General features: G+C 28.3%; 9 protein-coding genes. 4 read left to right on the top strand and 5 right to left on the bottom strand.

Annotated elements, in window-relative coordinates; translation table 11 throughout:
* The 3 genes from HUU89_RS03075 to HUU89_RS03065 all read right to left on the bottom strand — a co-directional run bounded on the left by HUU89_RS03075 (position 1) and on the right by HUU89_RS03065 (position 2,063).
* Positions 1-963 (bottom strand): helix-turn-helix domain-containing protein, encoded by a 963-nt coding sequence (locus HUU89_RS03075; protein WP_175300971.1) that lies wholly within the window; start codon positions 961-963, stop codon positions 1-3.
* Positions 964-1,049: 86 nt separating this feature from the next.
* Positions 1,050-1,265: a hypothetical protein gene (locus HUU89_RS03070; protein ID WP_022002891.1), complete on the bottom strand. Its 216-nt coding sequence runs from the start codon at positions 1,263-1,265 to the stop codon at positions 1,050-1,052.
* 12 nt (positions 1,266-1,277) lie between these two features.
* On the bottom strand, positions 1,278-2,063 hold the full coding sequence (locus tag HUU89_RS03065) for a ZIP family metal transporter (protein ID WP_032090504.1): 786 nt from the start codon (positions 2,061-2,063) through the stop codon (positions 1,278-1,280).
* 104 nt (positions 2,064-2,167) lie between these two features.
* On the opposite strand from HUU89_RS03065, the gene HUU89_RS03060 reads away from it, so the two are divergent.
* From HUU89_RS03060 to HUU89_RS03045, 4 genes are all read left to right on the top strand, one after another.
* Complete coding sequence (locus tag HUU89_RS03060) at positions 2,168-4,072, top strand: NAD(+) synthase (protein WP_175300970.1); 1,905 nt, start codon at positions 2,168-2,170, stop codon at positions 4,070-4,072.
* A gap of 108 nt (positions 4,073-4,180) precedes the next feature.
* A complete protein-coding gene (locus HUU89_RS03055; RefSeq protein ID WP_175300969.1) occupies positions 4,181-6,964 on the top strand; it encodes a PD-(D/E)XK nuclease family protein in 2,784 nt (927 codons plus the stop codon).
* Positions 6,951-10,547, top strand: coding sequence for a UvrD-helicase domain-containing protein (locus HUU89_RS03050; RefSeq protein ID WP_175300968.1), 3,597 nt, complete (start codon positions 6,951-6,953; stop codon positions 10,545-10,547). Before HUU89_RS03055 ends, HUU89_RS03050 begins: the two co-directional genes overlap by 14 nt.
* A gap of 9 nt (positions 10,548-10,556) precedes the next feature.
* On the top strand, positions 10,557-11,687 hold the full coding sequence (locus HUU89_RS03045; protein WP_175300967.1) for a glycerate kinase: 1,131 nt from the start codon (positions 10,557-10,559) through the stop codon (positions 11,685-11,687).
* On the opposite strand, the gene HUU89_RS03040 is transcribed toward HUU89_RS03045, so the two are convergent.
* On the bottom strand, positions 11,684-12,541 hold the full coding sequence (locus HUU89_RS03040; protein WP_175300966.1) for a DMT family transporter: 858 nt from the start codon (positions 12,539-12,541) through the stop codon (positions 11,684-11,686). The genes HUU89_RS03045 and HUU89_RS03040 overlap by 4 nt on opposite strands.
* 39 nt (positions 12,542-12,580) lie before the next feature.
* Positions 12,581-12,790 (bottom strand): cold-shock protein, encoded by a 210-nt coding sequence (locus HUU89_RS03035; protein ID WP_022002898.1) that lies wholly within the window; start codon positions 12,788-12,790, stop codon positions 12,581-12,583.
* Positions 12,791-12,934: the final 144 nt, after the last annotated feature.

Here is a 12,934-nt window from a genome sequence, read left to right as displayed (position 1 = left end):
TTAATTCCTTCTTCTACTTATTAAATCTATAATGATCATCACGACACCATATAAAACACCAGCTATTGCCCAAATAATCCAACTATATTGTATTTGTCCATTACCATTTTCACCAAAAGTATAATAAAGAAAAATAGCGGTCACAACAAGCCAATAGATGGCACTTATTTTTGATTTTAAAGCATTTTTCTTTTTTTGTTCAGGTGTATAATCCCCTGTTTGTAGAATCTTATCCAATGCATTTTGATAAGTTCCTGCTAAAACAAGAAAAAAACAACCAATACTTACAAACAATAAAAGAAAACAAACAGCAATACTTTCTAAAAATTCATAATTTAAAAAGATAAAAATAGGTAAAACTGATAAAATACATAGAGCAATGCCTAGAATTTGATAACGGTGATAGTGATCTTGATAAGCTTCTTTTTCTTTAACTGCGTATTCTTTCACACTATTTTCAAGAGAAAAATCTTCTTTTTCTAAAAAATCATATTTTTTAACTTTAAAAGCACATAAACAAAATAAGATAACTGCTATCGTAATACAAATAACTAAAAAACTAAGACCTATACTTATTGCTAAATTTTCTGCCATATAAAATCGTTGGTACTGACATAGCGTTGTAAAACCAATTAATGGAATAGGTGAAATCACACATAAAAAGGTTGCAAAGGCAATTTTTAAAGATGATTGTTTTCTAATCTTTAAATATTCTTGTACTTGTGTCAAAGATAAATAAATCCCTGTTTGAATATTCCCTTCATTTTCCTGATCTAATAATAGATAATCTGTCGTTACTTGAAAGAGTTGGCTAAGTTGAATAATTTTATCGGTATCAGGCATCGATTGACCTGACTCCCATTTTGAAACAGCTTGTCTTGAGATTTGAAGATGGTTAGCCAGTTCTTCTTGTGACCACCCTTCTTTTTTTCTTAACATCATTATTTTTTCTGATAAATTCATAACTTCCCTCCTGTTTCTATCTTAGAACAATTATCCAAAAAGTACTACCAACTCTACTTTTCGTTTTGTCAACTATCAGTTGACATTTAGATATTTGTTTTAAAAAAGCTTATAATTCCTACAACAATTAATAAAACAAAGGCAAAATAAAGCAAACCACATGAGACCATCACCATTAAAGTAATCGGCAATAAAATAATCGTTAAAACAAATTTTGAAAGTCCCCAAGCTGCCTTTAAGCCAAAGAAAAATAATTTTCCAAAAATGTAAAACATCAAAATCATAAATAAAAAATAGAACATTTTAATCTCCTCTTATCCTAAAAAAACATCCATTAACATCATGATCACAAAACCACTCAAAACACCAAAAGTTCCGACATGACTATGTTTACCAAGCTGTGCTTCTGGAATGAGTTCTTCTACTACAACATACATCATCGCTCCTGCAGCAAATGACAAACAAATAGGTAATATTGTTTGCATAATATGAATTGTAAAACCAGCAATAACTCCTGCAATAGGTTCAACAATTCCTGAAAGACTTCCATAAACAAAAGCCTTTGTACGTGACATTCCTTCCTGTTTTAAAGGAAGAGAAATAGCTGCTCCTTCAGGTAAGTTTTGAAGTCCAATTCCAAGAGCTAAAGCAAGTGCAGAAGCAAATGTAATGCTCGAATTGCTTGCTGCAATCGCAAAAGTCAAACCTACCGCAAATCCTTCAGGAATATTATGTAAAGTGACTGCTAAAACAAGCATGGTATTTTTCCCCAACATACTTTTAGGTCCTTCAGGCTTGTCTTCATTTAAGTGTTGATGTGGAATCACATGATCTAAAAAAAGCAAGAATAAAGCTCCAATGATAAATCCTCCACCTAAAATAAGCGCACTATTTTGACCATTGGCTTCCGCCATTTCCATGGAAGGAATCAATAAAGACCAAACAGAGGCTGCAATCATAATACCTGCCGCAAATCCTAAAAAAAGTTGTTGATAAAAATCTTTGATTTCATCTTTAAAGAAAAAAACCAACGCACTTCCTAAAGTAGTCATTAAAAATGTAAATAAGGTTCCAAATAATGGATATAATAATGTATTCATAAATTTCTCCTTCTTCTTTTATTATAAAGATTTTGAATATTTTGCATAATGATATGCTAAAATAATTATGTTTTTGTTATAATAAGGACAAATGGAGGAATTTTATGAAAGATGGATATATAAGAGTTGCCAGTGCATCAATTGATACACTTATTGGCAATGTTAAACATAATGCTAATGAAATTAAAAAGGTCTTAAAAGAAACAAGAGAAAAGAAAGCACAAGTGGTTGTTTTTCCTGAACTTGTTTTAAGTGGTTATACTTTAGAAGATTTATTTTTACAAAATCGTCTTTTAAATGAATGTCTTGTTCAATTAGAAGAAATTATGCATGATACAAAAGGACATCAACAAATTGTCGTTATTGGTTTACCTTTTCATTATCAAAATAATTTATATAATGTATCTGCTGTTTTATATGATGGAAATATTTTAGGAATTATTCCTAAATATCATATTCCAAATTATAATGAATATTACGAAGGCAGACGTTTTACACCTTGTTTTGAAGATAATATTGAAATTGAGCTTTTTGGACAAATTGTTTTATTTGGTCGTAAAGTAGTTTTTGCTTGTCAAAATTTACCAAGTTTTACATTAGGTGTAGAAATTTGTGAAGATTTATGGCTTCCAAATGCGCCAAGTAATGAACTTGCTTTAAATGGAGCAACGGTCATTTGCAATACATCTGCCAGCAATGAATTAACTGCTAAAAAAGATTATCGAAGAAACCTTGTTTCAATGCAATCAGCAAAACTTGTTTCAGGATATGTTTATAGTAATGCAGGAAGTGGAGAAAGTACAACCGATGTAGTTTTCTCTGGGCATCATTTAATTTGTGAAAATGGAATGATTATTAATGAAAGTACTGGTTTTGATGCTGAAGTGATTTATGGTGATTTAGATGTTGAAAAACTTATTAGTGAAAGAAGAAAGATGACAACTTATCAATCTCATCATGATTATGACTATGTTTACTTTGATATGGATTTGATTGATATTGAAACAAATCATTACTATGATCCTCATCCTTTTGTACCAAGTAATCCTGCCCTTCGAGAATTACGTTGTAAAGAAGTCTTTGAAATTCAAACAAGAGGTTTAATGCAAAGATTAAAAGCTACTCATATAAATAAAGTCGTAATTGGTATTTCAGGTGGCTTAGATTCAACGCTTGCACTCCTTGTTTGTGTCATGGCATTTGAAAAATTAGGTTATGATAAAAAGAATATTTATGCAATTACCATGCCTTGTTTTGGAACAACATCACGTACAAAAAATAACGCTTTAGGTCTCATGGAAGAACTTGGAGTGACAAGTCAAACTGTCAATATTGCTGAAGTTGTAAGAATGCAATTTAAAAATATTGATCAAGATGAAAATGTACATGATGTTACTTATGAAAATGTTCAAGCCCGTGAACGTACTGAAATCTTAATGAATAAAGCAAATCAAATTGGTGGACTTGTCATTGGAACAGGTGATTTAAGTGAAGTTGCTTTAGGTTGGTCAACTTATAATGGTGATCATATGTCCATGTACGCTGTCAATGTTTCAGTTCCTAAAACACTTGTGCGTTATCTTGTGGACTATGTTTCTTCTCTTTATAAAGGTCAAGTTCTTGAAACAATTTTACAAGATGTTTTAGATACTCCTGTATCTCCTGAACTTCTTCCTCAAGAAGATGATAAAATTGTTCAAAAAACAGAAGATATCGTTGGTCCTTATGAACTCCATGATTTCTTTATTTATCATATGGTACGTTTTGGTGATGAACCTCGTAAACTTTATAAAAAGACAAAACTTGCCTTCAAAGATAAATATGATAAAGATACAATTAAAAAATGGTTACGTTTATTCTACTGGCGTTTCTTTAGTCAACAATTTAAACGTAGTTGTATCCCCGATGGTCCAAAAGTTGGATCTGTCGCTTTATCACCTCGTGGTGATTGGCGTATGCCAAGTGATGCCAATGTTCAAATATGGCTTGATGAAGTCGAAAGAATTTAGAACTGCTTGCAGTTCTTTTTTTATTAACTCCGTATTTTATCCTTTTAATAAGAGTTTTCACTAAATATTTAAATCTATCTATGATAAAATAAAGCAAGAGGTGACATTATGCATATTTATAACTCAAATCACTATAGTTCAACAATGAAACAAATCATAAATGATTGTTTACACTCTGCAAAAGAAAATCCTTTTGCTATTCATTACGTCATTGTTGATGATCCTAAATATTACGAAGAAATTTTCTTAAAATGTACAGATACCCTTTTTAATATTGAACTCATGACATTATCGTCGTTTTATCAAAAGATTCTACAAATATATCATCAAGATTTTAGAAAAAAAACAGATATTCAAAATCTTTTAGAAATTATTAAAATGAATAAAGAAGATACCTCTTCTTTATTTCATTTAAGCGCTAATCATGTTTTAACAGCTAAACAAATATTAGATATTTTTAAAAATTTCTATCTTTATAATATTCAAGAAACAACAAAAGAGTTACCAGATTTATCAAAAGAAAAAATTAAAACACTTTTCAATTTATATCATCAATTTGATCAAACTCATTTTTTAGAACATGATCTTATTTATTCACTTATTGATGAAAAGTGCCACAATTATTATTATTTTCTAACAAATCAAATAACAATTCCTAAAAATCAAGCACTTATTCAAAAGCTTGATCAATATGGTCATGTTTTTATTTATCAAGATACAAAAGAAAATGAAATTCTTGATTATACAGGTTATGTCACAAATCATTTATTTGATTCATCACATACAAAAAGTGATTTTGAACATCCTTATCAAATCTTAAAAGCATCAACGATTCAAGAAGAAGTCAAACAAGTTGTTTTTGATATTAATACATTACTTAAAGAAAATGCTTTACGTGATTTTGTGATTTATTACCCAAATGATGATTATTATCGTCATCTTTGTCGTATTTTAGATCAATTTAACCTTGCATATAATCGAAAAGAAACAATCACTAATCAAGCTTTTCAAGTCGTTAATATGCTTTTACAATATTGCCTAAGTAAAGATGAAACATATCTTTTAGATGCAATCAGTTCTTTATATTTATTAAATTTTCAAGATCATCAATATGTATCTTATTTAAAAAATTTATATACTTTACAAGGTTTTATTGATGATGAAAATTATCGAGCATTAAAAAAAGCAGTTTTAAAGATTCAAGGTCATGATTTATCATCCTATTCTTTATCTTTGATTGATTTTATTGAACACTCTTTTTGTAAAAATGAACTTGTTTATGCTTTACTTTCAAGTTTAAAACTTGAAGGAACTGAACCTCTTTCTTTAAAAGAATATTTAAGTTTACTTCAAGAAATGTTTTCTAAAAAAACACATTCTCTTAAGGAAAGCTATGACAGTCTTTATTTACTTAATTACAATCAACCTTACAGTGAACTCTTACAAGCAAAATATGTTTATTGTTTAGGTTTAAATGAAACAATTATTCCTCAAGAATTTAAAAATACCAATTTACTTTTAAATCAAGAAGCACTTGCATTAAAGTATCCTACAACCTATGATGCACTAAATAAACATCAAAATACTTTAAGACATCTTTTTTCTTGTCACCATCAAAAAATCATTTTAAGTTATGCATTAAGAGATTTAAATGGTGGAGATTTGGTTGTTTCATCGATTATTCAAAAATTAACGAAATTATTTACGATACCAACTTTTAAAAAACATATACTTATTCATCCTTCATTAAAAGAAGATTATTATTTAAAAGGACATCAAGATGATTCGTTATCTGTTTTAAATCATCATCTCTTGGTTTACAAACAATCCCATCATCAAGTATTACCAATGCATATCAATCATCAACATAATCCTCTTTCCGCAAGTAAATTAGAGGTCTATAACCAATGCCCTTATAAATACTATCTACAATATATGTTAAAAGTAGATTCTATAAATAATTCTTTAATACAAAGTAATGAAATCGGTACTTTAGTTCATTATGTTTTAGAAAAAAATCATCATTATTTCAATAACTATCAAGCTAAAAACTTTGATTCCTTAAAAGAAGATATTCATTTAAATATTCAAAACTATTTAAAGACTCATATGTTAAAGAAATATACTTTGAAAAAAAATCAATTCTTTTTAAAACTGATTGAAGATGATTTATATAATACAATTATTGTTCTAGCAAAACAGATGCAACATGGTTTATTTGAACTCTCTGCTTGTGAAGAAAGAGTTTATGATAAGATTCAAGATATTGAACTTAAAGGTTTTATTGATCGTGTAGATTTATATCAAAATTATTTAAAAGTCATTGATTATAAATCTTCGAATAAAGTATTGAATTTAGAACTAGCACGTTTAGGATTTAATATGCAAATGTTGATTTATTTAGAAATGTTATCAAAGAATAAAAACTATGATAAAGGCGCTGTTTTGTATTTTAATACAAAGAAAAGAATGTTAAAAAGTGAGATTTCTATTTTAGAAAAACAAGATCCTGAAAGTTTTTTTAAACTTTATAAAATGGATGGCTATAGTGTAGATGACACTTATTTAGAAATTGATCATGAAATGGAACAAGAAAGTGATATTATCAAGATCAAACTTAAAAAAGATGGTAGTCCTTATAGTAACGCTAAAATTATTTCTCATGATGAATTAGATACCCTTTTACAAGAAATCACTTTACACATTCAAAGTCTTTACCAACAAATGATTACTGGAGATATTCGTATTTATCCAACACGTAGTGATAATCCAAACATTGATATGCATATTAATCCTTGTCGTTTTTGTCATTATAAAGCCATTTGTAATTATGATATTTTCTATAATGAAGATCATCAAATTGAATTAGGAGGTCAAAATGAAGAAAGATAAAAGTTTAAATGATGAACAAAATCTCGCTGTTTATAGTCGTGGAAGTTCTATTTTAGTTTCAGCACCTGCTGGTTCTGGAAAAACAAAAATTCTTGTTAATCGTATGATGTCTTTAATTGAAGATGATCATGTAAGTGTAGATTCTTTACTTGTTTTAACTTTTACGAAAGCAGCTGCTTTAGAAATGAAACAAAGACTCGTAGAAAGTTTAAATAAAAGAATTCATATTGTTGATGATTCTTTAAAAGTACATTTAGAAAAACAAAAGATATTATTAAATGATGCTTATATTACAAATTTCCATTCTTTTTGTAGTGATTTATTAAGTCAATATGGCTATACAATTCATTTGGATTCTAAGTTTGAAATTCTTGAAAACCCTACTTTAATTAAAGAAAATATTTTAAATCAATGTCTTGAAAAATGGGTTCAAGAAAAAGAATTTTATGATTTTTATCAAGAAAATTATACTGGTTATCAATTTAATTCTTTTAAAGAAATTCTTTTTCAATTAGATAATTTATCACATACTGTTTATCATTTTGATGATTATTTAGATCAAGTGAAAATAAAACTTTATGATCGTGTCATCAATGATCAAACAATTGAAGATACGCCTTTTGAAAAACCATTAAAAAAAATATTACACGAAGCTTTTCAAGAAGCCTATGATAGTTATTTAAAGCTTGAAGATTATTGTCAAACATATGGTTTAGGTTTTTACTTTGAAGAAACAAAGAAATTACCTGCACCACATACTGTTTTAGAAAATTATTTTCAAAATTTAAAAGAATGTTTTAATCAAGGAAAATATTTTTCAATGGGTATAGAAATTGAAAAACATCGCGCAGCTAGTTATAAAGATGTTGATGATTCAATCAAAGAAACATATAAATCCTTATTAGATCAAACTAAAAACACTTTTAGTAAAGCTTATCAAAAATGTATGCCTTCTTCGATTGAAGAATTAAGTGAGGTTTTAAAAGTTTCTTATCGCCATTTAGAAATCTATTTAAAATATCTTAAAGAATTTCAAAAAGAATACCAAGCTTATAAAAAATCTCTTTCTTATTTAGATTTTAATGACCTTGAACAATATACCCTTCAATTATTAAGTGAAAATCAAGGGGTTGCTCAAACTCTTTATCAACAATTTCATGAAATTATGATTGACGAATACCAAGATACAAATGAAATTCAAGAAAATTTGATTTTATTAATTTCTCGTTTTCAAGAACCTGAAATTAATCGTTTTATGGTTGGGGATATGAAACAATCGATTTATCGTTTTAGAAAAGCGGATTTAGATATTTTTAATGAAAAATATCTCACTTATGGTCTTGAAGATAATAATCAAAGAATCGATTTAAAATTCAATTATCGTTCAAATAAAATTGTTTTAGATAGTATTAACTATATCTTTAATGCGATTATGGATCGTCGTTATGGTGGTTTGGAATACGACAATGATCCTCATGCCCAACTAAATTACGACTTTTTACGAAAAGAAAAATGTGATACTGATGAAAAATTACAACAAGCCATGTTACGTTACGATCAAGAAAAACGTTTCGATAGTGAAATTATGCTGGTTTTAAAACCCGAAGATGAAACAGTGGATATGATTGAATATGAAGCAAAAATGATTGGAAAAAAAATTCATGAGATGGTTGGTCATCTTGAACTTGATTTTTATACTGGAAATCGTTTGGCAAAGTATCAAGATGTTGTTGTTTTGATGAGAAATGTTGCTAATTTTATAACTTATAAAAAGGTCTTTGATGCTATTTCTATTCCGAATTTAATTGTTCTTACTAAAGGATTTTTTGAAAGTAATGAAATTTTAGATTGTGTTTACTTTTTAAAAGCATTAGATAATTGTTTAGATGATTTGGCACTTATTTCATTGCTTAAAGGAAATTATAAAAAAACATGCTTTGATGAAAACTGGCTTTACCTTCATAAAATAGAAAATACATCTATGTATGAATCTTTAAAACAAGCAGCCGATCAAGAAGCGATTGATTTTTTAAACTATTATCATAAAATGCAAGAATTTGCTAGAAATCATCCAGTATATGAAGTTTTAGAAAAATTTATTAAAGAAAACGAATATGATCTATTTATCAGTTCTCTTTATAATGGTAAACAACGCTATGCCAATGTTCAACTTTTAATTGAAATGTTGAAAGCAGATGAAGATCTTTCTTTATATCAAATTGTTCATAAATTTGAACAAACAATGACTTTAGGAATTGATTATAAACCTGCTACCCTTTCAAGTGATGGTGATGCTGTTACTTTTATGACGATCCATCAATCAAAGGGACTTGAATTTCCTATCGTAATCGTTAATCAAATGAACCATCAATTTAATTTTGCTGATGGAAAAGCACCTTTAATTCAAGATAAAAATTTAGGAATCATTTTAAATCCTCATCAAAAACAAGATTTAGGAGATTTTCAAAATGTCCTTATTGAATATCCACATCCTTTACGTGGTATCTTTTCAACAGTTCTTGATAATGAAACCATTAATGAAGAAATGCGTATTCTTTATGTAGCTCTTACAAGAGCATCTCAAAAGTTGATTTTAACGGGGGGTTTAAAAGAGATTAATATGATTGAAAAATGGCAAAAACAAGTCATTGATTATGCGCTGGATGCTTCATGTCATCTTTTACCTGCAACGATTCGTAAATCAAATCAAATGTTGAATTGGATCATGCTTGCTTTAATACGTCATCCTGATTTTATTCAACAATGTATTGATTTATCATTATTTGATGAAAAAATTAAAAATTATTATGATTTGGATCAAGTAAAAAATAACGCTTTACAATTAAAACTTTATCAAGAAAACACGATGCAACTTAATACCTGTCATTCTAAATTTCATACATCAATTGTTGATGTTCATACAATTGATGAATATATCTATCCAACAAGTCAAATAGAAAATAATGATCGAGAACTTTATTTAAAAAATAGTCAATTTAATTATCAAAACAAAGAACCTTTTGATAAAACAGTAGCAGTTACTTCTATTATTGATGATGGAAATCGTTTTTTTGAAAGAGATGATGAAGAAAATGAATCATCAATGAAAGCAACTGATCGAGGAACTCTTGTTCATTTATTTTTAGAATTATATCCTTTAGATAAAGAATTAAATTTTGAAGAATGTTTTCAAAATATTATACAAAGATCTTTATTTAATGAAGAAGCGAGAACTCTTTTAAATCAATATAAGGTTCATTTAGAAAGCTTTATTGAAAGTGATATTTATCAATTGATGTTAAAAAGTTCATATTGTTATAAAGAAAAAGAATTTTCATTTTTAAATGAAAATAAACAAATTATTCATGGTATTTTTGACGTTTTATGTATTAACGAAGATAAAATAACAATCATTGATTATAAGACAGATACATTAGCTAAAAATAGTTCTGATGAACTCTTAAAAGAACTTCATCAAGGTCAAATGTATTATTATAAAAAGATTATGAAGCAAATGTTTCCAAATAAAGAAGTGGAAGCTATTGTTTATTATTTACACATTCATCGTTATGTTACACTTTAGGAGGTTTCTATGAAAATATTAATTGCAAGTGATTCTTATAAAGGAAGTTTATCTTCTTTAGAAGTATCTAAAAGTATTCAAAAAGGATTTAAAGAAGTTTTTGAAGATGTTTCTTTTAAAACGCTATCAATGGCTGATGGAGGAGAAGGAACAACACAAGCTATTGTTGAATCCTTAAATGGTCAATATATAACAATTGACTGTCATAATGCCTTACAAGAGCCTATTCAAGCAAGCTATGGTATCACTAGTCAAGGAGCTATTATTGAAATGGCAAGTGCTTCTGGACTGCCTCTTGTTAAAGAAAAGAAAATTAGAGAAGCAAATACAAAAGGAACTGGTGAACTTATTAAAGATGCACTAGATCGTCATTGTCAAAAAATCTATCTTGGAATTGGCGGTTCAGCTACCAATGATGGTGGGATTGGAATGGCTCATCATTTAGGAATTCGTTTTTTAGATAAAAATCACCAAGTTTTAGAACCTATTCCTGAAAACTTACCTTTCATTGAAGATATTGATACTCATCAACTTGATTCTCGAATAAAAGATACACAAATCATCGTCATGTGTGATGTAACAAATCCACTTTGTGGTAAAACAGGTGCCAGTACTATCTATGGCCCTCAAAAAGGAGCTAATGAAAAGGATATTCAATTTTTAGATCAAGGGTTAAAACATCTTGTAGAAATATGTATTAAAAAAGGCTATCAAGATTATAGTGAAGAAGCTGGTTCTGGAGCTGCTGGTGGTTTGGGATTTAGTTTAATGACGTTTTTAAATGCTAAACTACAAAGTGGAATTGAAACTGTTTTAGATGTTGTTCATTTTGATGAATACGTCAAAGATTGTGATCTTGTTATTAGCGGTGAAGGATGTATTGATCATCAATCAATGTATGGAAAAGTACCTACTGGAGTGAGTCAAAGAGCAAAAAAATATGGTGTTGACACAGTTTGTATTGTTGGCTCTATTGGAGAAAATGTTGGTGATATTTATGATTGTATTACCACGATTGAAAGTTGTATCGATCATTGTTGTCCTTTAGAAGAAGCTTTAGAAAATGCTGGTGAAAATGTTTATAAAGCTGCTTTTAGGCTTGCAAGAAGTATCCAATTAGGGCAAAAGATGCGTCACTAAACGCATCTTTTTTGTTTCATAAAATTCCAAAAAGCAACTCCAATGATAATTATATAACCGATTACACTATAAACATCAGGTACTTGATTTAATAAGAAAAATCCAAGTAGAGCTGCAAAAATAACTTGTGTATAATCATAAATCGATATTTCTTTAGCAGGTGCATATGTATAAGCATTCGTAATTGAAAATTGTCCTCCTGCTGCCATTAATCCTGCCATGAGTAAACAACCAATTTGTTGAAGTGTCATAGGTTGAAAATGAAAAATTAAATAAGGTACAACAGATAAACATGAAAATAATGAGAAAAAGAAAACAATTTTTGCTCCAGCAACACCTTGTTGTCCTAATTTTCTAACACAGGTATAAGCAATCCCTGCTCCCATCGCTCCTAAAACTCCAATAAACGAATTTATATTACTTACAAAATGAATAGAAGGTTTAATTACAAATAAACTTCCTATAAAAGCAATCACAACTGTTACTTTTTGAATCGTATTTGCTTTTTCTTTTAAAAATAATGAAGAAAAGATAATAACGAAAAATGGTGATAACTTATTAAGCATAGATGCATCACTTACTAATAAATGATCTACTGCATAAAAATTACATAAGATACCTATCGTTCCAAAAGTAGAACGTAAAAGCAACATCGGTATATCCTTCTTTTGATAGGTAAAACCTTCTTTACTTTTAATTAGAATAATAAATGCAAAAAGTGCTGCAATTAAATTACGAAAAAAACTTTTTTGAATAGATGATAAATCACCTGATAACTTAACAAAAACATTCATACTTGCAAAAAATAATGCTGCCATCATAATAAATAACATTCCCTTTTTTGTATCGTTCATAAAATACCTCCTTAAAACAAAAGAATAAGGACACTGTCCTTATTCAGTAATTTTAACAACTTGATGTGCTTGAAGACCACGATCTCCTTCAACTAATTCAAACTCAACCTTTTGTCCAGGATCAATTGTTTTAAATCCTTCTTGAACAAGTTGTGAATAGTGGAAGAAAATATCTCTTTCTTCACCTTCCATGTTGATAAATCCAAAACCTTTATCTTTGTTAAAATTCTTTACAATACCAATAGCCATGAACACTTCTTCTCCTTCTTTTTTATCTACTTAATATTTTACATCATATTGCTTATCTAGACAACCACATTATTCTAAAATTAAAACATTCTAAAGTGAAAAGTTAAATTCCACTTTAGATATGACAAAGTGGATTTTAGTCTT

This window comes from Faecalibacillus sp. H12, from assembly GCF_013361255.1.
Lineage (GTDB): Bacteria > Bacillota_I > Bacilli_A > Erysipelotrichales > Coprobacillaceae > Faecalibacillus > Faecalibacillus intestinalis.
The sequence above is the reverse complement of the archived record's forward strand: the minus strand, read 5'-3'. Positions and strand labels throughout refer to the sequence as shown.

Coding starts and splice junctions, on each gene's coding strand:
- HUU89_RS03075 (WP_175300971.1), bottom strand. CDS start 963: ATGAATTTATCAGAAAAAATAATGATGTTAAGAAAAAAAGAAGGGTGG.
- HUU89_RS03070 (WP_022002891.1), bottom strand. CDS start 1,265: ATGTTCTATTTTTTATTTATGATTTTGATGTTTTACATTTTTGGAAAA.
- HUU89_RS03065 (WP_032090504.1), bottom strand. CDS start 2,063: ATGAATACATTATTATATCCATTATTTGGAACCTTATTTACATTTTTA.
- HUU89_RS03060 (WP_175300970.1), top strand. CDS start 2,168: ATGAAAGATGGATATATAAGAGTTGCCAGTGCATCAATTGATACACTT.
- HUU89_RS03055 (WP_175300969.1), top strand. CDS start 4,181: ATGCATATTTATAACTCAAATCACTATAGTTCAACAATGAAACAAATC.
- HUU89_RS03050 (WP_175300968.1), top strand. CDS start 6,951: ATGAAGAAAGATAAAAGTTTAAATGATGAACAAAATCTCGCTGTTTAT.
- HUU89_RS03045 (WP_175300967.1), top strand. CDS start 10,557: ATGAAAATATTAATTGCAAGTGATTCTTATAAAGGAAGTTTATCTTCT.
- HUU89_RS03040 (WP_175300966.1), bottom strand. CDS start 12,541: ATGAACGATACAAAAAAGGGAATGTTATTTATTATGATGGCAGCATTA.
- HUU89_RS03035 (WP_022002898.1), bottom strand. CDS start 12,790: ATGGCTATTGGTATTGTAAAGAATTTTAACAAAGATAAAGGTTTTGGA.